A 23170-nucleotide genomic window follows, 5' to 3' on the forward strand; every position below is an offset into this window, starting at 1 on the left:
CGTGGGCACCTGTCCGGGTCAGGACTGGGGGATGGAATCCAGCAGTTTCAGTGCCGCTTTGGCCTGCGCCTGGGCGAACTCGGCGACGGCCTTGGCGTACGGACCGTCGGCCGCCTTGGTGGCGACCTTCGCCTCGTCGAGCTGCTGCGTGTAGTTGGCCCGCGCCGACTCGAGCAGGCTCGCGCGCTGCTTCGCCGTCAGCGAACCGGCGTGCACGAGACGCAGGATCAGCGGGCTGCGGAGGTGGTCAGGACCGGCTTCGGAGGACAGCCACGTCTTGAACGCCTTCTTGCCCGCCGCGGTGATGAGGTACTGCTGGCTCGACCGCGGGCCCTGCTTGCCGAGGCGGACGAGGCCCTCCTTCGACAAGGCGGGGAGCTCCCGGTACACCTGGCTGCGGGTCACGCTGAAGAAGGCGCCGAAACGCTCACCCGCCCCCGCGACCAGTTGCCCGCCCGTGGCGGGACCGTCGTGGAGAAGACCGAGCAGTGCGGCGGCTGTTGCATTCAATTCGGACACGTCATCTACGGTCCCACTTTTCGGAACCTGTGTCCACTGTGGTCAGCACATCTGTCCATTGTGGCTAGTGATATGCGCTCATTCGGCCCAACGCGCTACGCCTGTCCACAATGGACCGGACACGCTGCGCAACCGGCCTCCGCCACGGACAGCGGTACGCGTCCCCCGCCCCGACCAACGACAGCGAGTGATCGACCCGGAGGGCGCACGCGCCGCGGAACCGGGAATAGAAGAAGCGCGTGCCTGCGATTTCCGCAGACACGCGCTTCGTTTTCTCTGTAGCGGGGACAGGATTTGAACCTGCGACCTCTGGGTTATGAGCCCAGCGAGCTACCGAGCTGCTCCACCCCGCGTCGTTGTGTTAATAGATTACATGGGCCCGGAAGCGGGTTTCAGGCGGGTACCCTTAACTTCCCGGAAGGCGTTTGACCTGGCTTTATGACACAACTTTGTCATCCAGCCAAGCGAAGACGCCGTTGAGCACCATGGTCAGCCCGTCGCCGAACCTGCCCTCGACATCCTCGTCGAAGACCCACGCCGTGGACACGAGGTCGTAACGCGGGTCCCGTTCACCCGGAACCGGATAGACGGCCTGCTCTTCGATGGTGAAACCGACGACGTAGCTGTAGACGGTGAACAGCGCCCGGCCGGCCAGGTACGGTTCGAGCCCGGCGTCGACGCGCCCCTGAAACGGATTGTCACCGAGCAGGCTGTCGTCGGTCAGGAAAGTCCCGGAGAAGACCTTCGCCCCGTCACGGTAAGCAAGCATCATCCGGCGCAGCGCCCGTGAGGCCCACTCAAGACTCTCCCGTTCCCCCATACCTTCCGGCACCCGGCCCGGCATCGCGTCCGCGTACATCCGAGTGGCCATCTCGTCGAGCAGCTCCTGCTTGTTCTTCATGTGCCAGTACAGCGCGGGCGCCTTGACGCCGAGTTCCTGCGCGATCAGGCGGAGCGTCAGCCCATTGAGCCCGACCTCGTTGAGCAGCCGAAGTCCGGCTCGGGCGATGTCCTGCCTGGTCAGACCCACTTCGAACCTTCTTCCCGCGATACGACCTTGACAATTTAACGATGTTAAGGGCACGCTGGGCGCAGGTCAATTTAACGTCGTTAAGGAGTGGTATGAACAACCTGGGGACGGACGTGGTCGTGGCCGGAGCGGGACCGACCGGGCTGATGCTCGCGCACGAGCTCGCCCTCGCCGGCGTCGATGTCGTGGTACTGGAACGGCTTCCCGTGCGCACCGGACTGTCGAAGGCGCTGAACTTCCAGCCGCGCACCGCGGAAATGCTGGAGCTGCGCGGACTTCTGGACGGCGCCGAGGAGCGTTCGTTCGCGACGGTGCAGGATGGACATTTCGCGATGATCCCCGTCGATTACCACGGTTGGGACACTCGATTCCCGTTCCAGCTGGGGATTCCGCAGGCGAGCGTCGAGGCGTACTTGGAGGAACGGCTTGCCGCACAAGGAACCAAGGTGCTGCGCGGCAGCGAAGTAATCGATTTCGTACAGGATAAGGACTCTGTGTCTGTTCGGTACCGAACAGACGGTGGCGAAGCGCAGTTGAACGCGAAGTTCCTCGTCGGCTGCGACGGCGCACGAAGCGTTGTACGCAAAGAACTCGGCGTCGACTTTCCCGGTGTGGACGGTGAAGGTTTCGGCGTGGTCGCGGACGTCCTGTTCGACAAAGTGCCTGACGGTGCGCAAAAGCAGTGGCGAACGATGCGCAACATCGGTGAGCCGACCGGTGAAACCACGTTCAAGGGTCTGATTCCGTTGGGGGAACCGGGTCTCTACCGCTTCATCTACGGCGACAGGGCCTCCCGGCCTGCGGACATGCGGTCCGCCGTGTCCCACGACGAAGTGCGGCAAGCGGCGCTCGACTCGTACGGCGACTCCGCGACGGTGTCGGAAATCCGGTGGGCGTCGCGGTTCTCCGACGCCGCGCGGCAGGCAGAGCACTACCGCGTCGGCCGGGTCCTGCTGGCGGGCGATGCCGCACACATCCATTTCCCGGCAGGCGGCCAGGGGCTGAACCTGGGTGTACAGGACGCCATGAACATGGGCTGGAAGCTCGCCGCGACCGTGCACGGCTGGGCCGGTGACGACCTTCTCGACACCTACGAAGCGGAACGGCACCCGGTGGGCGCGCAGGTACTGGACAATGTCGCCGCTCAGCTGGGACTGACTCCGCGGTCTCGCGAATCACGCGCGCTTCGCGCACTTTTTGGGGAGCTGGCCACGCTGCCGCAGGTGAGCAGGCACCTGTCAGGCATGGTCTCCGGTCTCGGGGTCCGCTATACGACCTACGGGACTTCGCACCCCGCGCTCGGCTCGCGGCTGACCGACCAGGAGGTCGACACCGAGGCCGGTCCGCTTCGCCCGAGCACTCTGTTCCGGACGGGCGATTTCGTGCTGCTGACGACCACGCCCGCCCATGTCGACGCCGCCCGGGCCCAGGCGCCCCGGCTGACCACGCAACTCGTCACCGAGCTGCCCTGGCCCTCGACCGAAGCCGTCCTGTACCGCCCCGATGGCTACGCCTGCTGGGTAGCCCCGACCCCCACGCGATAGCAAAGGTCCCCCGCTCCCCCGCCACCACACGACGACACCAAAGGTCCCTTGCTCCCCGTCGCCACCTCGGCGATACCAAAGGTCCCTTGCTCCCGGCCGCCCCCTGGGCACCTACGCAACCAACTCACCTGGGGGGTCCAGGGGGGCGAAGCCCTCCCCGGCGGGGGCCCGGGGGTTCGACCCCCGGTGAAACGCGAAGGAGGCGTGGTCTGCGATTTCCGCAGACACACGCCTCCAACCTCTGTAGCGGGGACAGGATTTGAACCTGCGACCTCTGGGTTATGAGCCCAGCGAGCTACCGAGCTGCTCCACCCCGCGTCGTGACACCTACCTTACGCCTGCGTTTCGAGCAGGCGCAAAGCAGGTGCCCTTTTGGTAAGCGACGTCACCCTCCGGGCTTGCCGGCGGGCGGCGAGCTGGGCGGGGGCGTGCTGGTCTTGGCCGCCTCGTAGGCCCGGTACGCGGCATCGAGTGCGGCGAGTGCCGCGCCCTGATCCGCGTAGTTGCCCGCCTGCTGGGCCGCCTTGTACTTGGCCCAGGCGTCGTGCATCTCGCCCGCCGCCTTCTCGAGCGCCGGGTTGCCGCTGGCGGGCGGCTGCTGCGGCGGCGTCCCGGGCGGCGCGGGCGTCGTGGGTCCGGGGGTGCCACCGCTCTGCGGCGGTGTGACCCCGGATCCCGTGCCCGGGCCGAAGACCTGGTCGAGGGCTTCGTTGAGCGTCGGCGCGAAGCCGATCTTGGTGCCGTAGGAGACCAGGACCCGCGCCAGCTGCGGATAGCTCAGCTGGTTCCGTTGCCTGATGTAGACCGGTTCCACGTAGAGGAAGCCGTTGGCGACGGGCAGCGTGATCAGGTTTCCGTAGGTGACCGTGACGTTCGGGTTGTTGAACAGTGTCCGGTCCTGCGCGACCCGGGGGTCACTCTGGAATCTGTTCTGGACCTGGACGGGACCGTCGACCTGGGTCGCGCCACTCGCCCCTGTGGGCAGTCTCAAGACCCGCATTCGCCCGTAGTCTTCGGGATCCGAGGACACCGACATCCAGGCCGCCAGGTACTGCCGTTGGAGACCGGTCAGTGAACTGGTGAGCTGGAACCGCGACTTGCTGTCGCCCGGCGCGGTGGCCAGGACGTAGTAGCCGGGCTGGTTGGCGATACCCGAGGCGGACGCGTTCACACCGCCTTCCTGCGTCGGATCCTGCGGGACGCTCCAGAAGGCCTGCTGTGCGTAGAACTCCGCCGGGTTGTTCACGTGGTACTTCGACAGGAGTTCCCGCTGCACCTTGAAGAGGTCTTCGGGGTAGCGGAAGTGCGACCGCAGGTCCGGCGAGATCTCGCTGCTCGGCTTGACCAGGTCCGGGAAGACCTTCTTCCAGGCGTTCAGGACCGGCTCGTTGTCATCGACCCCGTACAGGGTCACGGTGCCGTCGAACGCGTCGACGGTGGCCTTGACCGAGTTGCGGATGTAGTTGATCGAGGCGTTCGCCTGGCGGGTGGTGCCGCTGAGCGAGTCGTTGGTGGCCTGGCCGAGCTGGGTCTGCTGGGCGTACGGGAAGTTGTTCATCGTCGTGTAGCCGTCGACGATCCAGATGATCTTCCCGTTGACCACCGCGGGGTACGGGTCACCGTCGAGGGTCAGCCACGGGGCCGCCTTGGCGACGCGTTCCCGCGGCTCGCGGTTGTACATGATCTTGGATCCGTCGCCGATGGCGTCGGAGAACAGGATGTTCCGCTCGCCGTATTCGGCGGCGAAGACGAGCCGGTTGAACCAATTGTCGATCGGCACGCCGCCGGAGCCCTTGTAGATGTACGCGCGGTCGACGGCCGTGTCGTACTCACCGGGCGCCTGCCCAGCCTTGCCGCCGACGATCGCGTACGCGGCGTCGGTCGCGAGCTCGCCGTAGTAGATACGGGGCTCGTCCACCTTGATGCCCGGCTTGCTCGCGTCGGTCGCGCCCGCACCGGCGGGGTTCTGCGTGTCGCTGGTGGTGGCGATCGGGTAGCCGCCGTCGGAGTTGGTGTCCTTCAGCGCGCGGTCGATCGTGTTGGCGGGCGCGGCGACGAATCCGTTGCCGTGCGTGTAGACGAGGTGCTTGTTGATCCAGTTGGTCTGGTTGCCGGTGAGGCCTTCGGTCTTGATCTCCTTGGCCGCGACGATGTAGTCCTGCGTGACACCGTTGAGGGTGTAGCGGTCGATGTCCAGCTTGGACGGGAAGCCGTAGAAGTTCTCACGGCCGACGCGCTGGGTGAAAGTGTCGCTGAGGATGTTCGGGTCGAGGAGCCGGATGTTGGGCACTGTCCCCTTGTCCTGCTTGATCTCCGCGGAGGTCGCCTCGGACTTGCCGGTGTAGTCCTTGTACTCGACGTTGGTGAGACCGAACGCCTGGCGTGTCGCATCCATGTTGCGCTGGATCGACGCGGATTCCTTCTCGTTCGCGTTGGGACGCACCGAGAACTGGTCGAGCACCGCGGGCCACGCGACGCCGACGAGCACGTTCGACAGGATCAACAGCACCAGCGCGATCGCGGGCAGCTGCAGGTTGCGCAGGAACGCGCCGGCGAAGAACGCGACGGCACAGATCACCGAGATGCACAGGAGGATCAGCTTCGCGGGCAGGACCGCGTTCAGGTCGGTGTAGGTCGCCCCGACGAACAGCGGCGCCCCCCGATCGGAGAGCAGGAGGTTGTAGCGGTCGAAGAAGTACTCGACCGCCTTCAGCAGCACGAAGATGCCGATGGTGATGGCGAGCTGGGCGCGGGTCGGACCGGCGAGCTGACCGCCCTTGCCCGCGAGCCGGATGCCACCGAAGACGTAGTGGGAGATCAGCGCGCCGAAGAACGCAATGACGACGGCGATGAACAGCCAGCCCAGAAGCCAGTTGTAGAACGGCAGGTCGAAGGCGTAGAAGCCGACGTCGTTGCCGAACTCGGGATCGGTCTGGCCGAACGAGGTGCCGTTGAGGAACAGCTGCACGACCTGCCAGTCGCTCTGCGCCGACGCACCGGCGATGAGCCCGGTGAGAACCGGGATGCCGATGCCGAACAGGCGAATCCGGCCGACGATCGCGGACCGGTAGCGCGCGAGCGGGTCGTCGTTGCCGGAGATCGGCACGAAGACCGGCCTGGTCCGGTACGCGATCATCAGGCTGATCGCGAGCGCACCACCCACCAGGAGCCCGACGGCGAAGAACAGCGCGACTCGGGTGATCAACACCGTGCTGAACACCGTCCGGGCACCGACCTCGCCGAACCACAACCAGTCGACGTAGGTGTCGAGCAGTCTCGCGCCCAGCAGCAGCGCCAGGATGACCACGGCGGCGATGATGAGCAGGATCCGGCTACGCCGGGACAGCTTCGGCAGGCTCACGGGGGGCCGAGTGGCCACTGCACACGCTCCTGGTTTGGTGAACTTTTCGCGGGGGCGCGCGTACCGCGTGCGGCCCCTGATGCTCTAACTCTACGGATGCCGTCAGAAGTTCCCGGAACCCGCCCAAACCGGACTCGGACGGCCGCTGTCCTGACCGCCTGGAACGATAAGCGAATGGCACCGAGTGAGCAGCAGGGCGTGGCCGGCCTGGCCCGCGAAGTCGAGGAGTTCGTCGCCTCCGGAGGATGGGATCAGCCGCCGCAGTTGTTCGCGCTGGTCCCCACCGCGGCGCTGCTGGACGAGCAGCCCGAGCTGGCCGGGCAACTCGACCCGTCGGCCCCGCTGACGCCGGTCGCCCAGGAAGCGCTGCCGGATGGCGATCTCGGTGAGGCGCTGGCGCAGATCGCGTGGCCGGATCTGGTGCTGGGATGCGCGCTCGCACAAGAGATCATCGTGCTGCCGCCGGACGCGGAGGCCGAGCTTCCGGTCGTGCCCGAGACCGATGCCGAGCGTCTGCGCCAAGCGGCTGCCGACCACCCGCGCCGCACCGAAGCCCGGCTCGTGGCCGCGGTGCTGCGGGACGGCGCCGGAGCGTGCGTCATGCGGCTTCGCGGCGCCGGACAGGCCGAAGAGCCCGGTGATGTCCCTGTCGACGAGATCATCGAGAACCCGGAGCTGGCCCCTAACCTGCTCGAAGCCCTGAAGGCGACCCTTCTCCCCTGACCTGCGAAAAGAGCAAGGGACCTTTGGTATCGCCGGCCAGGACGCAAGCCGGGCGATACCAAAGGTCCCTTGCTCTCTTCAGTACTCGCGGGGCGATAGCAAAGGTCCCTTGCTCCCCCGGCGGTCAGCAGGAGGCGGTGGGCCGTCCCGCCTTGAGGTTCTCGAGCTGCGCGATCGCCTCGTCCAGAGTGGACACCTTGATCAGGTTCAGGCCTTCGGGCGCGGCGGTCTTCGCCTCGGCGCAGTTGTGCGCGGGTACGAGGAAGTCGGTCGCACCGGCCTCGCGGGCGCCGACCACCTTGAACGAGATGCCGCCGATCGCGCCGACGACACCCTTCTCCGAGATCTCGCCCGTCCCGGCGATATGCCTGCCACCGGCGAGGTCCCCGGGTTCCATCTTGTCGACGATCGCGAGCGCGAACATCAAGCCGGCCGACGGGCCGCCGACGTCCTGCAGCGAGATCTTCACGTCGAACGGGACATCCGCGCGGTCCACAGCGGTCAGGCCCATGAAGCCTTCCGGGCCGTCGGGCCGCTGCGCGAGCGTGAGCGGCACGGTGCGCTCGGCCTGGCCGTCGGACTTGAAGGTGATCTGCACGGTCTGCCCCGGCTTGGTGCCGTTCAGCGCGGCCCGCACATCGGTCGCCTCTTTGACCGTCTGCCCGTTGACCACCATCAGCCGGTCGCCCGGGGCGAGCACCTTGTCCGCCGGGCTGCCCGAGACGATCGTCTTCGCGAGCACCTTGACCGGGAACTTGCGGCGCAGCGCGGCGACCTGGGCAGCGGTCTGCGAGTCCTGGAGCTGCTGAATGTTCTCCTGGCGGACCTGCTCGTTGGTCTCACCCGGCTTGAAGTACTCCTCACGCGGCGCCAGCGCGTACCGGCCGCTCGCCCACAGCCCGAGCGCGTTGAACAACGTGATGCCGCCATCGCGCAGGGAGACCGTCGTCATGCGGAGCTCACCCGAGGTCTGGAAGACCTCGTGCCCGTTGACCTGGATCACCGACTGCCCGGCGACGTCCTTGCCGAGTGTGTCGTAGGTCGGGCCGGGGCTGATCGCCACGTACGGCACCGGGATGAAGAACCCGACCAGCGCGAAGACCACGAACAACGCGCCGCTGACCACCATCGTCCAGCCACGCCGGGTCAACCGCCGTTCGGAGCGGTCCTGGTCACTCGCGGAGCCCGCACGGCTCCGCGCTGCTGTGGTCTCCTCCGAGGGCTCTGTCACGCGTGACAGCGTACGGTGACTGTGTTCGCTTCTCGGTGAAGGCCACGCTCATCACTCCAGTTGACGAGCTCCGGATCCCAGGACCCGCGTACGGTGGTGCCATGAGCAAACCCCCGTTCGGCTTCGGACCGCCCGATCCCGACAAACGAGGCGAGAACGAGCCGTCGGACTCCGGCGGCCAGCCCTCCGGCGCCGAGGCCTTCAATCAGCTCGGTCAGATGCTCAGCCAGCTGGGCCAGATGCTCAGCCAGGCCGGCAGCTCGACCGGGCCGGTCAACTACGACCTGGCGAAACAGATCGCGCTGCAGAACCTCAGCAGCAGTGGCGGCGGCGACGTCCAGCTCGGCTTTTCGTCGTCCAGCGGCGGCGACTCCAGCACGGCCGTGCGTGACGCCGCCCATTTGGCCGAGCTCTGGCTCGATGCCGCGACGATCCTGCCCGCCGGCGCCTCGACGACCGTCGCGTGGTCCGCGCGTGCCTGGGTCGAGAAGACCCTGCCCACCTGGCAACGCCTCTGCGACCCCGTCGCACAGCAGGTCTCGGGTGCCTGGGTTCAGGCCCTGCCCGAGGAGGCCAAACAGGCCGCCGGCCCGCTCCTGTCGATGATGGGGCAGATGGGCGGGATGGCCTTCGGCTCCCAGCTCGGCAACGCCCTCGCTCAGTTGGCTTCCGAAGTGCTCACCTCCACCGAGGTCGGTCTTCCGCTAGGCCCCGCGGCCACCTCCGCGCTCCTGCCGGCGAACATCGAGAAGTTCACCGAGGGCCTGGAACTGCCGACCAGCGAGGTGCTGGTCTTCATCGCCGCGCGCGAGGCCGCCCACCAGCGGCTGTTCGCCCACGTTCCCTGGCTGCGGCAGCGCCTCCTCGCCACCGTCGAAGAGTTCGCCAGCGGCATCTCCGTCGACACCTCGGCGCTGGAGCAGCTCGCGGGCCAGATCGACCCGTCGAACCCGGCCAGCATCGAAGAGGCCATGTCCTCCGGCCTGCTCGAGCCGCAGACCTCGCCCGAGCAGAAGGCGGCGCTGAACCGGCTCGAGACCCTGCTCGCCCTGGTCGAAGGCTGGGTCGACGTCGTGGTCGCCGAGGCCATCGGCGATCGCCTCCCGGGCGCGGACGCGCTCCGGGAGACGCTGCGCCGCCGCCGGGCCACGGGTGGCCCGGCGGAGCAGACCTTCGCCACCTTGGTCGGCCTCGAGCTCCGACCGAGGCGGATGCGGGCGGCTTCCGCATTGTGGAAGCTGGTCGGTGACCAGCACGGCATCGAGAAGCGGGACGGCCTCTGGTCGCACCCCGACCTGATGCCGACCGCCGAGGACCTCGACGAGCCGCTCGACTTCGCCGAACGTCTCGGCGACGGCGAGTCGACCCTCGAAGGCATCGACCCGATCGCCGAGATCGAACGCACCCAGCGCGAGAAGGACAAGCTCGACGACAAGGGCGACGAAGACAAGAACTGAGGCACGTCAGTCCTCCGCCGCGATGCCCCATCCGGCGGCGGAGGACAGGCCCTCCAGGTAGCCGATGGCGCGTTCGGTCTTGGGATAACGGCGAACGAGCTCCCAGAACGCCGCGTTGTGCCCTGGTTCCTTCAAATGCGCGAGTTCGTGCACGAGGACGTAGTCCAGCACCCAGGCCGGTACCCGGCGCAGCCGATCACTCACCCTGATCGTCGCGTCGACCGGCGTGCAGGACGCCCACCTCGTTCGCATCGGCGGCACCCAGCGAACGCTCGCCGGTATCGCCTTTCCGTCCAGATACTTCGCCGAGAGCACGGCGCAGCGCGCCAGCAACGCCTCGTCCGAGGCCTTCGGCGGGGCTGCCCGCCGCGGGCCCGTGCGCAGCAGCTTGCGCTGCATCTCGGCTACCCAGTGCTTCTCCTCGGCCCGGGTCATCCGGGCCGGGATCAGCACGACGAGGGTGTCCTCGTCCCAGTACGCGGTGACGGTCCGGTGACGGCGCTGGCTACGCCGTACCTCGACCTTGTGTTCGGGAGTGTCCGACGGGGGAATCGTCTTGTCCCGGCTCCTCAATGAGGGCATCCGTGCTTCGACCACTCGACCACGGTAAGGCCAGTCACCGACAACTCCGAGAGCCGAAAGGTCACAGCCCCGAGTTATCCACAACGACACCCACCTGTGGATAACTCGGGGTTTTCTTAGTGGATGGTTAGCGGACCGGTGCGATCCTGCGATCATGAACCTTCGCGAACCCGATCTCCGGTCGATCGTCATTCCCGCCTTCCCGGCCCTGCTTCCCGGCCTCGATGTGCTGGAACGCGGGAACGGCGACATCCAGATCGGCCTCGACCCCGCGCACGCCGTGGTGATCGCCGGAGTAGCCACTGAGGTGGCCGAAGCGCTCCGCGGACTGGACGGAAAACGGGCCGCCGATGACATCGTGCTCGCGCAGAGCGAACACGACGAACAGCTGCGAGACCTGATGACGGACCTGACGGCCCGCGGGCTCCTGACCGACGCGGGAGAACCCCCGCGGCATCCGAGGCCGCGGCCGGAGACGGGATTGTGGTCGCTCCGCACCCGTCACCACCAGGCGGCCATGACGACGCGCCGCAAGCGCGCCGCGGTGGCCATCCACGGCGACGGCAGACTGGCCGTGGCCATCGCCGTGCTGCTTGCCAACGCCGGGATCGGGCATATCGACATCCGGGCGTCGGGAACGGTGCTCGAACGGGACCTGGGTTCGGGCTACACGGAGGCCGAGATCGGCATGCCGCGCAGGGAAGCGATCGCGCAGGTGGTGCAGCGCGCCGGGACGGACACGGCGACGACCCGGCTCTACGCGGACCGCCAGCCGGAACTCGCGCTGCTCACCGACGCCGTGGTGCCCGCCCCCGAACTGGTCGACGAACTCGTCCGGGACGGCATCAGCCACCTGCCGGTGCGCGTCCGGGACGGGGTCGGCATCGTCGGGCCGCTGGTCGTGCCCGGCCGCAGCAGCTGCCTGCGCTGCGCCGACCTGCACCGTTCTGCCCTCGACGGGTCCTGGCCCAGGGTGGCGAGCCAGCTCGCGGGACGCGTTCAGCGGCCGGACCTCGGCACCGTACAGGCCTGCGCCGCGCTGGCCTCCGCCCAGGCGCTCCGGCTCCTCTCGCCCGCCGACAAGGCGCCGCCCGCCTGGAACGCCACCCTCGAGATCGACTTCTTCGACGGTGCGATCCGCCATCGCGACTGGCCGCCGCACACCGCCTGCGGATGCGGTGCCCGGTGATACCGCGAGCGACGTAGCCCACACACACGCCCTCGACAGGCTGCGCGCGCGGAGTGAATCAAGGCAGAATCGCGAAGGTGACCGACTCCCGCAGCGCCGAGGACCGTGAAACCGCCATCCCCCGCAAAGGGGCCGCGCGCACGGCGAAGCTGGCCAGTATCCCCCTCGGCATGGCAGGACGGGCGGTCGGCGGCTGGGGGCGACGGCTGACCGGACAGAGCGCCGAAGAAGTCAGCGCGACATTGTCCGCCAAAGCAGCGGAACAGCTCTTCGAAGTCCTCGGCACGCTCAAGGGCGGCGCCATGAAGTTCGGCCAGGCGCTCAGCGTCTTCGAGGCGGCCGTGCCCGACGAGATGGCGAAGCCCTATCGCGAGGCCCTGACCAAGCTCCAGGCCGCGGCACCGCCCATGCCTGCCCGGCAGACCCACCGGGTCCTCGCCGAACAGCTGGGGCGCACCTGGCAGCAGCGGTTCGCCGCGTTCGACGACGAACCGGCCGCGGCCGCGAGCATCGGCCAGGTCCACCGCGCGACCTGGCACGACGGTCGCGAAGTCGCCGTCAAGGTCCAGTACCCCGGGGCCGACGACGCGCTGCGGAGCGACCTTCGCCAGCTCCAGCGTTTCAGCAGGCTGTTCCAGGCCTTCGTGCCGGGCACCGAGGTGAAACCCCTCCTGGCCGAACTCGCCGAGCGGATGAACGAAGAGCTCGACTACCAGGCTGAAGCCCAGAACCAGCGTGCCTTCGTGAAGGCGTTCGAAGGTGTTCCCGGCTTCCTGATCCCCCGTGTGGTGGCCAGCGCTCCGAAGGTGGTCGTCACGGAGTGGGTCACCGGTACCCCTCTTTCGAAGATCATCGCCGGCGGGGACAAAGCGGCCCGGGATCGCGCCGGCCGCCTGCTCACCGAGTTCCACTACTCGTCGCCCGAACGGGCCCGTCTCCTGCACTCGGACCCGCATCCCGGCAACTTCATGCTGACCTCCGACGGCAGGCTCTGCGTGATCGACTTCGGCGGGGTGTCCCGGCTGCCCGAGGGCATTCCGCGGCATCTGGGCGAGATGACCAGGCTGGCGCTCGACGGCGAGTCCTCGAAGCTGATGCGGCTGCTCAGGGAGTCCGGCTTCATCCGGGCCGACGCGGATCTGCTGGCCGACGACGTGCTCGCCTACCTGGCGCCGTTCACCGAACCGCTGGCGGGCGAGACGTTCCATTTCACCCGCCGCTGGATGCAGCGTCAGGCGGGCCGGGTCGGCGACACCCGCGGCCGGGATTTCCGGATCGGCCGTTCGCTCAACCTGCCGCCCGAGTACCTGATGATCCACCGGGTGACGGCCGGATCGACCGGCATCCTCTGCCAGCTCGATGCGGAAATCCCCGCCCGCGCGATCGTCGAACGGTGGCAGCCGGGCTTCGCCGCCTGAGAAGTTATCCACAGGGAACGTTGGGACTGAGCCAAAATCGGGGTCGCGGCGGGGAGTTGTCCACAACTTTGGGGAAGCGGTTCCACCCGGACGGCGCAACGGTCATCCTCTTTATATGGCCACTACACGAAGCGCTCGACTCATAGCGCTCAGTAATTCCAGCGAGTCCGGGATCATCACCAGCCGCGAGCTGCGCAAAGCAGGCGTGACAGCGCGTTACGCCACGAAGCTCTGCGGCCCCGGTGGTCCCTGGCGAAGGCTGATGCCGGGTGTGATCCTGTTGCGCGACTCCGCGCCCACCCGACATCAACTGCTACAGGCCGCCGTCGCGCGGTTCGGACCGGACGTGGTGGTGACGGGGGCCGACGCGCTGCGCGCCCTGGGCGTCGACTGCCCGGCGACGCGGGAGGTCCATCTGCTCGTCCCGGACTATCGACGCATGCCGGCGGAACCCGGCATGCTGCCCCGAAGAACCACGCGGATGCCGGCGCCGACCTTGATCGATGGCGTTCCGTTCGCCCCACCTGCCCGGGCGGTACTCGATCTGGCCAGGCTGGAGCTCGATCCGGCGCGGATCGCCGAGCTGATCTCGCTCCCTCTGTACTGGGGCCTGTGCACGCTCGACGAACTCAGCGAGGAGCTCGAAGCCGGTAACCGGCGAGGCTCAGCCGCGGTCCGAACGGCTCTACGCCGCGTCGATCCTGAAGAGACCTACGCGCATGGACTGGCGAAGAAGGTCCTCGACGGCTGTCCGCTACCGATGCCGTCGTGGAACATGACGATCTGCGACCGGCGTGGGCGGCCCATCGGCGCCGCCGACGCGTGGTGGGACGACATCGGCCTGGCGTGGCAGTTCCGCGCGCCGAAAGCGGGGACGGCGAACTTTCATCCGCTGGCGCTGACCGCGACCGGGACGGTGTTGGTCCGCTGCACCATCGACCAGCTGAGGAGGGTCCCGATGGAAGTGGCGGAGGAACTCGTCAGGGCATACGGCGAAGCCGCGCGGACACCCCGGCCGAAGGTGCGCACGATCGGCCGGATCGACGACGCCGCCTGAGGGCTCACCAGTACTCGTCCGGCAGCTTTCCCTCGATGTCGCGCGTGTGGCGGCGGGCACAGGCGGGACACAGCCACCGCACGATGTTCTTCTCCCGAGTGGAGACCCAGGCGAGTGTCTGCGTGGCATCCTCGTCGACGCCACGTATCCGGCCGCACAACGAGCAACCGACCCGGTCGCTCACGGCCGCCGTCCACAATGGATTGTTTTCGCCCCCTGCAGGAACAGATCCTGGCGCGCACCGAGGAAGGCGGGGCTCGCCGGATCCACCAAGGCGGCCGCGGTCTTGTGATCGTCGCCGCTCAGCCGGTCGCCTGCGACCTCGGCCAGCCAGGTCACCCGCTCGACGACGAACTCGCGCAGCAGTTCCGGTCCGGGTGCCGGGTGGTGGATGAGCACCCCGAAGGAATCGACGTCGTCGAGGCCTGCCCGCTGCAGCGCGATGTTCCAGCCGTAGGGCATGGCGACCGAACCGGGGATGCCCGCCCGCATCTCGGCGAACCATTCACCACGCGCGGCGAGCAGCCGCTCCTCGAGCCCTGGCCTGCCGACGCCGAGATCCCAGGGAAGACAGTTGAAGTCCAGACCGCCTTCGGAAATGGCGACCAGCCCGCCGGGACGGGCGAGCCGGGCAAAGGTGTTGATCGCCGCCTGCTGATCGGGCAGGTGGTGGACCACGCGTGAAGCCCAGACGAGGTCGGCAGATGGAAGTTTCTTGGGCAAGCCGTCGTCGGCAACGTCGGCGTGGATCGTCTCGACGGTGGACTTGTCCCCCGCCGCCGCGCTGACGGCACGGCGGGCCTCGGCGAGCAGGTGCTCGGTCGCGTCGACCAGCACGATCCTGGCGCCGGCGGAGGCGAGCTCCTCGGCGAAGTGCACGCTCATCCCGCCCGCGCCACAGCCGACGTCGAGAATTGTCGGCCCGTCCGGCATACCTTTCAGCAGCCGCCGGGCCGCCGCTCGCGTCGGTCCGGCATCGAGCGCTTCGGCCATGCGAAGCGACCGAAGCCGGTCCGCCCAGTCGATGTCGTCGTGCGTGTGTACGGCCATTCCCCCAGTGAACACCACCCCGGGCGGCACCACGCCCCCAAGGGGGAGCGGGGGACCTTTGCTATCGCGGCGCGATAGCAAAGGTCCCCCGCTCCCCCCGTGGGTCGGTCAGGCCTGAAGGCGCTCCGCTCGCCGGCTGGCCCATCGGGCTACTCGGGTCCACCTGCGCGCGGCGCGTGCGCCGCTTCGAGCCCGCTGTGCGCGGACTCCCTCTTCCAGGTCTCGTATTCGGGCTCTGGACAGTTCTTCATAAAGCAACATTTCGCTGGTCTCCTCGACCTTGATCTCGTTCAACTTGGTCAGCGCGAGAGTCCGGTTACCCGTCCGCGCCTCGTAATCCCTGGTGGTGATGGGTTCGACGGTCATGCCGCTGCGCTCCGCTCGACCTTGCGCGCCGCGGGAGAAACTTCTGCGGCGGGCTCGACGACCGGGGTCTTGCGGGGGCGGCCACGGGGCCGCTTCCGCGCGACGACAACGCCACGCTCGAAGATCTCGCCACCCCAGACACCCCACGGCTCACGCCGCGACAGGGCGCCCGCGAGGCAGGCGGAACGGACCGGGCAGTCCGCGCAGAACGCCTTCGCGCGCTCGAGTTCTGCCGGCGACTCGGCGAACCACAGGTCCGCGTCGCCGGAACGGCAGGGAAGCGTCGACTCGGGCGAGTCGATGGCGTCGAGCAGGTCGACGACGCCCGCGTCGGCGAAGGGCAGGGCCTCCCCCGGCGCGAAAGCTATGGCCGATGACATGTGTGCACTCCTTTGTCCCGTGACGGATTTCGTACTGACGGTGGAACTGGACAACGCTGAACCCCAATTAGGTTGTGCAGCCAACTTGTTTGTGCAGCAAAAAACACGAAGGCCGCGGATCCGGATACCGGTTCCGCGGCCTTCGTGAGCCTCTAGTCCTGACTAGGTCAGGAACTTCGCTCCCGTATGGACAACGGAACACGGAACTGCTTGATGGTCGGCAGATCGACGCCACCGTTCACGTACGCGCCACCGAAGACAGCGGTGTGCGTGAAGGTTTCGTCAGCGGTGACCCAGCGCCGGTTGAGACGCTGAGTGCCGCGGGCGGCGAGGATGCTCACGGGCATGAAGGCGCCCTGACGCTGAGCCTGCGGAACTTCCGCGACGCAGGACAGACGGGTGCCCGGTTTCGTGACCATCATGTTGATCCTCATTTCACCGGCACCACCTTTCTCTGTCGCGCGCGATCCGCCCTGCGGTCTACGCTGTGTTGTAGAAGTTCTTCCCCAGTCCCGGGCGCTTGCCGCCCGGTACCTGCAGGTTATTGCCCTCGACCACACCGGGGCAACTTATTTTCCAGAAAAACCGTCGAAGCTACGAAGATCGGCTCTGAGCAGCGGGTTCGCCGCGTGGATCAAGCCCACGACGCGGTCAAGGCTCCACCGAGGCCCTCACGACGTCGAGAACCTCCGCCCCGAAGCGTTCGAGCTTCGTCGCGCCGATCCCGGAGATGGCGCACAACGCTGTGTTATCGGTCGGCCGCTGCTCGGCGATGGCGACCAGTGTCGCGTCCGTGAAGACGACGAAGGCCGGCACCTTGAGCTCGCGGGAACGTTCACCTCGCCAGGACTTCAGCTTCTCGAGCAGCTGCTCATCCACATTGGACGGGCATCGGGAGCAGCGTCCCAGCTTGATGTCCAGGGTCTCCAGCAGCGGCCCGCCGCATACCCGGCACCGTGCCTTGTTGCCGGACTGCTTCGGCTGCTGGGACCGGGCGACCCTCGCCGCCGGGTGGTCTTCGGGGATCAGTCCGTAGAGGAACCGGCTGCGTCGTCGATTGCGGCGATTGCCCGACGTCCTGGCCAACGCCCACGAAAGCGAGAGATGCTCTCGTGCTCGAGTGACGCCGACATAGAAGAGACGGCGCTCTTCCTCAATGGCCGCGTCGTCACCGTCCGCGTGAAGGATCGGCATGGTCCCCTCGGCGAGCCCCACGAGGAACACGGCATCCCATTCGAGGCCCTTCGCCGCGTGCAGCGAGGCCAAGGTGATGCCTTCGACCGTCGGCGGGTGCTGCGCGCTCGCCCGCTGTTCGAGTTCCGCCACGAACCTGGGCAGATCCGCGTCGTCGATGGTGGACGCATGCTCCTCGGCCAACTCGACGATGGACAGCAGCGCGTCCCACCGCTCTTTCGCCGCACCCCCGGCCGGGGGCTGGTCGGTGAGTCCCACCTTCGCGAGCACAGAGCGGACCCTGGTCACCAACTCGCCTGTGTCCGCGTCGGTCGACGCCATCCGTAGCGCGGACATCGCCTGCCGGACCTCGGCCCGGGCGAAGAACCGCTCGCCGCCGCGGACCAGGTACGGAATGCCCAACTCCGCCAGCGCCTGCTCGTATGCCTCCGACTGGGCGTTGACGCGGTAGAGCACCGCGATCTCGCTGGCCGCCACCCCGCTGTCGAGCAGATCACGGATCCTGCGCGCGACGGCGGCGGCCTCCGCTGTCTCGTCGTCATACTCGGCGAAACGCGGGGCAGGCCCCGACGGACGCTGGCCGACGAGCTTCAGCCTCGACCCCGCGGGACGGCCGCGCGCGGCACCGATCACCTGGTTGGCGAGCGCCACGACTTCCGGGGTCGAGCGGTAGTCCCGCTCGAGCCTCACGACCGTCGCCTCGGGGAATCGCCGCGTGAATTCCAGCAGCGGCCGGGGGGAAGCGCCACCGAACGAATAGATCGTCTGGTTGGCGTCGCCGACCACGGTCAAGTCGTCGCGACCGCCGAGCCACGCGTCGAGCAGGCGTTGTTGCAGCGGGGTGACGTCCTGGTACTCGTCGACGACGAAGCAGCGGTAGCGCTCGCGGAACTCCTGGGCCACCACCGAGTGCTCCTCGAGAACCGCGGTGGTGTGCAGGAGCAGGTCGTCGAAATCGAGGACCTGCGCGGCGTTCTTGACCTTCTCGTAATTGCGGTAGACCTCGGCGACCTGTGACGCGGGCGCGGGGGTGTCCCGCTGCATACGCGCGGCGACGGCGGGATAGTCGTCCGGCGATACCAAAGAGGCCTTGCTCCACTCGATCTCACTGGCGAGGTCACGCAGGAGTTCCGTCTCGGTGCCGAGACCGGCCTTGTTGGCAGCCTGGCTGACGTAACGGAACTTGTTCTCGAGCAGCTCCCAAGGCCGGTCCCCGACGACCTGCGGCCAGAAGTACCGAAGCTGGCGACGAGCGGCGGCGTGGAAAGTGAGCGCCTGGGCAGCGTCGACGCCCAGGCCCCGCAGGCGCGCGCGCATCTCGCCCGCGGCACGGGTCGTGAACGTGACGGCGAGGACCTGACCAGCGGCGACGTGCCCAGATCGGACCAGATGGGCGATGCGGTGCGTGATCGTCCGCGTCTTGCCTGTCCCCGCCCCGGCGAGGACACAGACCGGCCCCCTCGGGGCGCAGGCGGCGGCACGTTGCTCGGGATCGAGCCCATCGAGCAGGCCTGGACGACTCTTCGGGGACGATGCGCTAACCACGTCCCCGATCCTCGCAGAGGGCCCGACGGGATCGGCGCAGGGCACGCGGCCGTATCCTGGTCACATGGCGGGAAAGCAGGACAAGGAAGCAGCGAAGCTGGCCAAGAAGGAGAAGCGCGCCGCGAGCAAGGCTCGCCGCGGGCAGATCTTCGAGGCCTTCAAGATGCAGCGCAAGGAAGACAAGGCGCTCATCCCCTGGATGGCCGGATCGCTCCTGGTCATCACCGGCGTCGTATTCGGCATCGGGTTCATCTTCGACGTCCACTGGGTCTTGCTGCCGCTGGGCATCCTGCTCGGCGCACTCGCCGCCGTGATCATCTTCGGCAGACGAGTCCAGAAGACCGTGTACTCGAAGGCCGACGGACAGCCGGGCGCCGCGGCCTGGGCACTCGAGAACATGCGAGGCCGCTGGAAGGTGACGCCGACCGTGGCGGCCACGACCCAGCTCGACGCCGTGCACCGGGTGCTCGGTGGCCCGGGTGTCGTGCTCGTCGCCGAAGGCGCGCCGCACCGGGTGAAGTCCCTCCTCGCCCAAGAGAAGAAGCGCGTCGCCCGCCTGATCGGTGAGACCCCGATCTACAACGTGATCATCGGGAACGAAGAGCAGCAAGTGCCGCTGAAGAAGCTGCAGGGCTACCTCATGAAGCTCCCGCGCAACCTCAAGCCGGCCCAGGTCGACGCGCTGGAAGCGAAGCTGGCCGCCCTCGGCAACCGTGGTGCCGCGATGCCCAAGGGCCCGATGCCTGCCGGCGCCAAGATGCGCAACGTTCAGCGCACCATCCGCCGCCGCTGACCAGAGCGAGAATCAGGGGTCCTTTACTACCGCCCGCGGTAGTAAAGGACCCCTGATCGTTTCCGGGCGAAAACTGTCGGTGGGTGGTCGCATGATCACTGTGTGGACGGAACCTCGAGCGCCCGGGAGAAGGCGCTGGCAGCGATGTTCCCGGACGGCGTGGCCGCCCGGGCGGCACTTGTCGCCCTAGGGCATTCCCACTCTTGGATCTCTCGCCGTTGTCGTGAAGGCGGCCCGTGGCGACGTCCGATTCCCGGTGTCATCCTCCTGACCGACGCCACGCCGACCAGGCGGCAGCTTCTGAAGGTCGCGCTGACTCACGCGGGCCCGGACGCGATGCTCACCGGCGTCCAGGCGGCCAGACTGTACGGAGTGCGGAGACTTCCTCCAGAAAGACGGGCTCACACGTTGATCCCCCACCGCAGCAAGGTTGCCACCTGGGGATTCACCGTGGTCGAGCGAACCATCCACCTGCCGGAGCCGGTCGAGATCGACGGACTGCCGGTAGCGCCACTCGCCCGGGCCCTCATCGACGCGGCTCGCCGGATGGACGAACTAGCGTCTGTACGGGCGATGATCCACGATGCTGTCCATCGCGGGCTCTGCACTCCAGAGGAACTTCGGAACGAGCTGGCTCAGGCAAGCACGATCGGGTCGGCACTGCCCCGCCTCGTCGTGGGCGCCCTCCAGGACGGCGTCGACTCCGCCGTGGAGCAGTGGTTGGAGACCGTGCTCGAGCGCAGCGGCTTGCCCAGGCCAGAGCGAAATGCCGAGTTCCGATCTCTCGACGGACAGGTCATAGGTGTCGCCGAGGTCTGGTGGCCGAAGGCGTGCGTCGCCCTGCAAATCCGCCACGATGAGGTTGCCCTCGAACCAGCCGAGAGGCCCGAAACACCCGCGTTGGTCGTCGACGGTGTCATCGTCGTCCGGGTCCGACCGGCCCAACTCCGCGACGAGCCGTTGGTCGTGATCCAAGAGTTGCGAGCGGCTCACCATCGGGCTCAGCAACGACCGCCTCCGAAGCTGGGCGGTACTCCCGCGGCACCGGCGGCCTGAGCAGCCGCGCCCCCGGAGGGCGAGCGAGAGCAAAGGTCCCTTGCTCCCCCGCTGGAGGTCACCGCATGCGGATGACGACGGTTCCGGTCAATCGGTCGAGCCAGCTCCGGCCGTCGATGTTGCGGATCGCGGCCGGAAGGATCACGAAAGTCAGCGCCGCCCGCACGACGGCGCGCCACACTCCGACCATCTGCGCGCCGTCGAGCCTGGCGACGCGGATTCCGACGGCCGCCATACCAGGGGTGAAGCCGAAAAAAGTCACGGGGATGATCGTGATGGCGGCCCAGACGCCCACTGACCAGAGGTTGAACGTCTGCATGACGGCCGGATCCTGAAGACTGGGCGTCACGAACAGCGTGGTGACCAATGAGGCGAGGACCAGGTCGACGAGCAGACCAAGAAGACGAGGTCCGCCGCCCGCCACCGATCCAACACCCGATTGAGGTAAGCCGAGTCGCTCACCGCGCCACCGCTGAGTACCCTCTCCACCGGCCGTCGTTCCGTCCCCGGCTCCGGGCAGCCATTCTCCGGTCCATCTCGCCACCCATCCAGGGTATGCCGGTGGCGTGGACCACATTCGCCCTGGTCGACTACCCGATATCGCCGACCCGTTAACACCGGCGAAACATACGGGTGACGGTCGGGCAACACCGCGCTCTTAGCGTGAGCCGAAGAGAGTACTGCCGCCGGCAACGAACGAGAAGGAGTCACCGAGGGTGCCCACTACTCCAGACGACATTCAGCGCCTTATCGCCGACGAGAACGTAGAGGTCGTCGACGTCAGGTTCTGCGACCTGCCCGGCGTTATGCAGCACTTCACCGTTCCGGCGAAGGCGTTCAACGAAGAAGCCTACGAAGAAGGCCTCGCCTTCGACGGCTCCTCGGTGCGTGGTTTCCAGTCGATCCACGAATCGGACATGCTGCTCCTCCCGGACCCCGAGACGGCGCGCATCGACCCGTTCCGCAAGGCGAAGACGCTTTCGCTGAACTTCTTCGTGCACGACCCGTTCACCCGTGAGGCGTACAGCCGCGACCCGCGCAACATCGCGCGCAAGGCCGAGCAGTACATCTCCGAGTACGGCGTCGCGGACAACGTGTACTTCGGCCCCGAGGCCGAGTTCTACATCTTCGACTCGATCCGGTTCGACTCCGCCGAGCACGCGTCGTTCCATGAGATCGACTCCGTCGAGGGCTGGTGGAACACCGGCGCCGACGTGCCGGGCGGCAACCAGGGTTACAAGACGAAGTTCAAGGGTGGCTACTTCCCCGTCCCGCCGGTCGACCACTTCGCTGACCTGCGCGACGAGATCGTCCGCAACCTGCAGGGCTCCGGTTTCGAGATCGAGCGCGCGCACCACGAGGTGGGCACCGCCGGCCAGACCGAGATCAACTACAAGTTCAACACGCTGCTGCACGCTGCGGACGACCTGCAGCTGTTCAAGTACATCGTGAAGAACACCGTGTTCGCCGCCGGCAAGACCGCGACCTTCATGCCGAAACCGCTCGCCGGTGACAACGGCTCGGGCATGCACTGCCACCAGTCGCTGTGGAAGGACGGCACGCCGCTGTTCCACGACGAGTCCGGTTACGCGGGCCTGTCCGACACCGCCCGCCACTACATCGGTGGTCTGCTCAAGCACGCGCCGAGCCTGCTGGCCTTCACCAACCCGACCGTCAACTCGTATCACCGGCTCGTGCCGGGCTTCGAGGCCCCGGTCAGCCTGGTGTACTCGCAGCGGAACCGGTCGGCCTGTGTCCGTATCCCCATCACGGGCAACAACCCGAAGGCCAAGCGCGCCGAGTTCCGGTGCCCGGACTCGTCCGGCAACCCGTACCTGGCGTTCTCGGCGATGATGATGGCCGGTCTCGACGGCATCAAGAACAAGATCGAGCCGCCGGAGCCCATCGACAAGGACCTCTACGAGCTCCCGCCGGAGGAGGCTCAGAACGTCAAGCTCGTTCCGGGTGACCTCGGCACGGTGCTCGACACGCTGGAGGCGGACCACGACTACCTGCTCGAGGGTGGCGTCTTCACCCCCGACGTGATCGACACGTGGATCTCCTACAAGCGTGAGAACGAGATCGACCCGCTGCGGCTGCGCCCGCACCCGTACGAGTTCTCGCTGTACTACGACGTGTGATCGTGCGGTAGCAACACCAAGAGCACGCCGGTGGTGAGGTGCGGAAGCGCCCTCACCACCGGCGTTTTTTTGGGTCCGGAAGGGCGGCTACTCCGAAGTGGAAAGAACCTTCAGGTCGACGCCGGCGCGCTCGATGCGGCCACGCGGGTCGTCCACGAGCTTGCGTCGCTCGAGGTCCATCAGTCCCAGCGTGCAGGTGATCTCCGCGGAGAGGGTGCCGTCGACCTTGTAGATGTTCGAGTCCATGTGGAAGGTCTTGCCGGTGCCGAACTTGGCGTCGCAGGTCACGTCGACGACATCACCGGCCCGAAGCTCACGCCGGAACACGATGTGGGACTCGAGCAGCACGAAGGCGAGATTCGCGTCTCGCATGCCCGCGTTGAGTCCGCCGGCGAGTTCCATCAGCTCGAGTCTGGAGACCTCGCCGTACGAGTGATAAACGGCGTGGTTGAGATGCCCCAGGGTGTCCAACTCATAGTGACGCACCTTGATCCGGGTGCGAAAAGGCTCGCGCACAGTCACCGGTTCACTGTA

Annotated in this window: 22 protein-coding genes and 2 tRNA genes; 9 read left to right on the top strand and 15 right to left on the bottom strand. The window is 67.4% G+C overall.

Annotated features, from left to right (window positions below):
- Window positions 1-18: 18 nt before the first annotated feature.
- From SD37_RS34975 to SD37_RS34985, 3 genes are all read right to left on the bottom strand, one after another.
- On the bottom strand, window positions 19-519 hold the full coding sequence (locus tag SD37_RS34975) for a PadR family transcriptional regulator (RefSeq protein ID WP_044856360.1): 501 nt from the start codon (window positions 517-519) through the stop codon (window positions 19-21).
- Window positions 520-798: 279 nt separating this feature from the next.
- Window positions 799-872: transfer RNA gene (locus tag SD37_RS34980), tRNA-Met, on the bottom strand.
- Window positions 873-955: 83 nt separating this feature from the next.
- Window positions 956-1549, bottom strand: a complete 594-nt coding sequence (locus tag SD37_RS34985; RefSeq protein ID WP_044856361.1) for a TetR family transcriptional regulator — start codon at window positions 1547-1549, stop codon at window positions 956-958.
- A gap of 92 nt (window positions 1550-1641) precedes the next feature.
- Between SD37_RS34985 and SD37_RS34990 the strand changes: the two genes are divergently transcribed.
- Window positions 1642-3093 carry an FAD-dependent monooxygenase gene (locus tag SD37_RS34990; RefSeq protein ID WP_044856362.1) on the top strand — a complete coding sequence of 484 codons (1452 nt, stop codon included), beginning with the start codon at window positions 1642-1644 and terminating at the stop codon, window positions 3091-3093.
- Window positions 3094-3337: 244 nt separating this feature from the next.
- Here the strand turns inward: SD37_RS34990 and SD37_RS34995 are convergent.
- Together SD37_RS34995 and SD37_RS35000 are read right to left on the bottom strand one after the other, a co-directional pair.
- Window positions 3338-3411, bottom strand: a tRNA-Met gene (locus tag SD37_RS34995).
- 67 nt (window positions 3412-3478) lie between these two features.
- Window positions 3479-6472: a UPF0182 family protein gene (locus SD37_RS35000; protein WP_044856363.1), complete on the bottom strand. Its 2994-nt coding sequence runs from the start codon at window positions 6470-6472 to the stop codon at window positions 3479-3481.
- A gap of 156 nt (window positions 6473-6628) precedes the next feature.
- On the opposite strand from SD37_RS35000, the gene SD37_RS35005 reads away from it, so the two are divergent.
- Complete coding sequence (locus tag SD37_RS35005; protein WP_044856364.1) at window positions 6629-7177, top strand: PPA1309 family protein; 549 nt, start codon at window positions 6629-6631, stop codon at window positions 7175-7177.
- A 124-nt stretch (window positions 7178-7301) separates the two neighbouring features.
- Here SD37_RS35005 and SD37_RS35010 read toward each other — a convergent pair whose 3' ends face one another.
- Window positions 7302-8306, bottom strand: coding sequence for a YlbL family protein (locus SD37_RS35010; protein WP_201788932.1), 1005 nt, complete (start codon window positions 8304-8306; stop codon window positions 7302-7304).
- Window positions 8307-8509: 203 nt separating this feature from the next.
- On the opposite strand from SD37_RS35010, the gene SD37_RS35015 reads away from it, so the two are divergent.
- A complete protein-coding gene (locus SD37_RS35015; RefSeq protein ID WP_044856366.1) occupies window positions 8510-9865 on the top strand; it encodes a zinc-dependent metalloprotease in 1356 nt (451 codons plus the stop codon).
- Between the two features lie 6 nt (window positions 9866-9871).
- Here the strand turns inward: SD37_RS35015 and SD37_RS35020 are convergent, their stop codons facing one another.
- Window positions 9872-10438 (bottom strand): M48 metallopeptidase family protein, encoded by a 567-nt coding sequence (locus tag SD37_RS35020; protein WP_037321257.1) that lies wholly within the window; start codon window positions 10436-10438, stop codon window positions 9872-9874.
- A gap of 163 nt (window positions 10439-10601) precedes the next feature.
- On the opposite strand from SD37_RS35020, the gene SD37_RS35025 reads away from it, so the two are divergent.
- The 3 genes from SD37_RS35025 (at window position 10602) to SD37_RS35035 (ending at window position 14111) form a co-directional block, all read left to right on the top strand.
- Entirely contained in the window at window positions 10602-11636 is a 1035-nt protein-coding gene (locus tag SD37_RS35025) for a hypothetical protein (protein ID WP_044856367.1), read from the top strand.
- 77 nt (window positions 11637-11713) lie between these two features.
- Complete coding sequence (locus tag SD37_RS35030) at window positions 11714-13054, top strand: ABC1 kinase family protein (RefSeq protein ID WP_044856399.1); 1341 nt, start codon at window positions 11714-11716, stop codon at window positions 13052-13054.
- Window positions 13055-13196: 142 nt separating this feature from the next.
- Window positions 13197-14111 (top strand): hypothetical protein, encoded by a 915-nt coding sequence (locus SD37_RS35035; protein ID WP_044856400.1) that lies wholly within the window; start codon window positions 13197-13199, stop codon window positions 14109-14111.
- 4 nt (window positions 14112-14115) lie between these two features.
- Here the strand turns inward: SD37_RS35035 and SD37_RS35040 are convergent, their stop codons facing one another.
- The 6 genes from SD37_RS35040 to SD37_RS35060 all read right to left on the bottom strand — a co-directional run bounded on the left by SD37_RS35040 (window position 14116) and on the right by SD37_RS35060 (window position 18646).
- Window positions 14116-14295, bottom strand: a complete 180-nt coding sequence (locus SD37_RS35040; protein WP_044856401.1) for a hypothetical protein — start codon at window positions 14293-14295, stop codon at window positions 14116-14118.
- Window positions 14292-15161 carry a class I SAM-dependent methyltransferase gene (locus tag SD37_RS35045; protein WP_044856368.1) on the bottom strand — a complete coding sequence of 290 codons (870 nt, stop codon included), beginning with the start codon at window positions 15159-15161 and terminating at the stop codon, window positions 14292-14294. The genes SD37_RS35040 and SD37_RS35045 overlap by 4 nt, the downstream gene beginning before the upstream one ends.
- A gap of 108 nt (window positions 15162-15269) precedes the next feature.
- Window positions 15270-15527 carry a hypothetical protein gene (locus SD37_RS42280; protein WP_081736618.1) on the bottom strand — a complete coding sequence of 86 codons (258 nt, stop codon included), beginning with the start codon at window positions 15525-15527 and terminating at the stop codon, window positions 15270-15272.
- The gene (locus tag SD37_RS35050) at window positions 15524-15907 is read right to left on the bottom strand and encodes a WhiB family transcriptional regulator (protein WP_065913044.1); all 384 of its coding nucleotides are present in this window, start codon (window positions 15905-15907) and stop codon (window positions 15524-15526) included. The genes SD37_RS42280 and SD37_RS35050 overlap by 4 nt, the downstream gene beginning before the upstream one ends.
- Before the next feature lie 167 nt (window positions 15908-16074).
- Window positions 16075-16341 carry a hypothetical protein gene (locus tag SD37_RS35055; protein WP_044856370.1) on the bottom strand — a complete coding sequence of 89 codons (267 nt, stop codon included), beginning with the start codon at window positions 16339-16341 and terminating at the stop codon, window positions 16075-16077.
- Window positions 16342-16558: 217 nt separating this feature from the next.
- On the bottom strand, window positions 16559-18646 hold the full coding sequence (locus SD37_RS35060) for an ATP-dependent DNA helicase UvrD2 (protein WP_044856371.1): 2088 nt from the start codon (window positions 18644-18646) through the stop codon (window positions 16559-16561).
- A gap of 64 nt (window positions 18647-18710) precedes the next feature.
- Between SD37_RS35060 and SD37_RS35065 the strand changes: the two genes are divergently transcribed.
- Window positions 18711-19439, top strand: coding sequence for a DUF4191 domain-containing protein (locus SD37_RS35065; protein WP_044856372.1), 729 nt, complete (start codon window positions 18711-18713; stop codon window positions 19437-19439).
- A gap of 102 nt (window positions 19440-19541) precedes the next feature.
- Window positions 19542-20495 (top strand): hypothetical protein, encoded by a 954-nt coding sequence (locus tag SD37_RS35070; RefSeq protein WP_083255172.1) that lies wholly within the window; start codon window positions 19542-19544, stop codon window positions 20493-20495.
- Between the two features lie 58 nt (window positions 20496-20553).
- On the opposite strand, the gene SD37_RS35075 is transcribed toward SD37_RS35070, so the two are convergent.
- A complete protein-coding gene (locus SD37_RS35075) occupies window positions 20554-21039 on the bottom strand; it encodes an RDD family protein (protein WP_173426457.1) in 486 nt (161 codons plus the stop codon).
- Window positions 21040-21211: 172 nt separating this feature from the next.
- Between SD37_RS35075 and glnA the strand changes: the two genes are divergently transcribed.
- Window positions 21212-22636, top strand: a complete 1425-nt coding sequence (gene glnA / locus SD37_RS35080; protein ID WP_044856374.1) for a type I glutamate--ammonia ligase — start codon at window positions 21212-21214, stop codon at window positions 22634-22636.
- Between the two features lie 87 nt (window positions 22637-22723).
- On the opposite strand, the gene SD37_RS35085 is transcribed toward glnA, so the two are convergent.
- Window positions 22724-23158, bottom strand: coding sequence for an acyl-CoA thioesterase (locus SD37_RS35085; protein ID WP_044856402.1), 435 nt, complete (start codon window positions 23156-23158; stop codon window positions 22724-22726).
- Window positions 23159-23170: the final 12 nt, after the last annotated feature.

The sequence above is a fragment of the Amycolatopsis orientalis genome (assembly GCF_000943515.2).
GTDB lineage: Bacteria > Actinomycetota > Actinomycetes > Mycobacteriales > Pseudonocardiaceae > Amycolatopsis > Amycolatopsis orientalis.